Genomic DNA, 1,592 nt, shown 5'->3' with positions numbered 1-1,592 from the left:
GTGTGTGGATATCGCAGGCGAGCATCGATCACCTCAGTAATCGCTTGCACCTGCGTTTTGTTCTGCAGCATCTGGCTGGTGCTGTCATCGGTGTCACGCACCACTCGAATTTGCCAGCCAGTGCTGGCTTTGGGAAGATTAATACGGTGGGTTAGTTCATAGAGCGAACTGAGCTTCTCTGTGACGGTTTTCGTCATGACTGTCGAGTAAGCGCCACCGTCCACCGCCAGATCAATATGGTACTGAACCGTAGTGCCGACAATATCCCCATCGTTTTCCTGCTGCTGTAACCCAGGGATGCCAATACGAACCAACACCGCGTCAATCTGGGTGTTACTCAGTGCGCGGGTCCATGGTGTGGCCTTTGTCAGCGATACGCCAACCGTAGTTTCATTCTCGACTGCAGGGAATCCCGGCATTGGTGTCTGGGTCTGTGTGCCAGGCCGGAAATCCCATGACACATTTTCAAAATTCATCGTTCCGTCGGGGTTTCCCAACGGCGTACCGTCCAGGAATATCCGGGTCGCATCCAGGCCACCAGCAAACTCACCCTCCCCGAGCGCCAGCAGCATGCGGCAGCGCGCCATTGACTGCGCCGAATCGGGCTGTTCTACAGGTGTGTGCTGCTTCTGGCTGCCACCCTTTGCACCAGTGATCGCTTCCATATTACATCCATAAAAAAAGCACCCAATTGGGTGCTTGATATTCAGAAAGGAGTTTTCAGATGTCTTCTGCGACTATGCCGGCACTGATGATGGCGCCGCCAATCTCGCGCTCACCATAAAGAAGCGCGACAGGGTTACCCATCGCAAGGGTATTCACCGACCCACCGAAGGCATATGAGGGTTTATTGTCAGGATCGTCTCGCCCCTGAAGTCCTTTGGGCTGAGGCGAAAGCATCTGGTAAATCCCACCAGCCATCATTCCTATACCAGCGGAGACCATCCCTGCGCCAATGACACCTGCTGAACCGAACGTCATGCCCGTGACGACGATGCCCGCCACAACCATGACAGCACCCAATATCGTCTGGAACAAACCAGCTTTTTTTGCCCCTTCCATCACTGGTGCTATGCGAATATCGGTGCTTCCGGCCAGGTTCTTAAAATCATCCGCGCCAATGTTGCGCCTGCCGCGAAACACCGCGAACGTCATGCCATTCTTTTTGGCGTTCAGAAGATAGCTTTCCAGCCCGTCCAGGTTAATGCAAAGCGCCTTAACAGCCTCAGCTGATGTCTGCACAGCCAGCCTGTGAACACGGCCAAATCGGGCTCCCAGCACACCGTACAATCGAATCGTGGTTAAACGCGCCATGGCTGAATCTCCTGCGGTAGCTCTTTGTGACGGACGCAGATCATCGTCCTGTCTTTGAAATAACCACGCGCATACGGCGTGATGCAGGATGGCTGCCCATACAGATGGTGAAGCAGCTCACCTTCCTCGGTAATGATCCCCGCGTGGTTCCACTTGCTGGATTCAACCTGCATGATGACCATACAGCCTGGCGACGGGTCGCATTCGACAAACCCTTCCCGCTCCCAGTTGTCGAAATACAGGTTGTCCGGGTACTGGCTTTCCCACCATGGGTAATC

General features: G+C 54.5%; 2 protein-coding genes and 1 pseudogene. All 3 read right to left on the bottom strand.

Annotation, left to right across the window (positions count from 1 at the left end; all coding sequences use genetic code 11):
* A pseudogene (locus ACNQ0W_RS24815) lies at nt 1–665 on the bottom strand (host specificity protein); the annotation flags it as partial.
* 55 nt (nt 666–720) lie between these two features.
* A complete protein-coding gene (locus tag ACNQ0W_RS24810) occupies nt 721–1,314 on the bottom strand; it encodes a tail assembly protein (RefSeq protein WP_045418842.1) in 594 nt (197 codons plus the stop codon).
* On the bottom strand, nt 1,302–1,592 hold a 291-nt coding region (locus tag ACNQ0W_RS24805), incomplete at its 5' end, for an NlpC/P60 family protein (RefSeq protein WP_417933280.1). The genes ACNQ0W_RS24810 and ACNQ0W_RS24805, both read right to left, overlap by 13 nt.

The sequence above is a fragment of the Enterobacter cloacae complex sp. 6730903 genome (assembly GCF_048283985.1).
Taxonomy (GTDB): Bacteria; Pseudomonadota; Gammaproteobacteria; order Enterobacterales; family Enterobacteriaceae; genus Enterobacter; species Enterobacter hormaechei_C.
The sequence above is the reverse complement of the archived record's forward strand: the minus strand, read 5'-3'. Positions and strand labels throughout refer to the sequence as shown.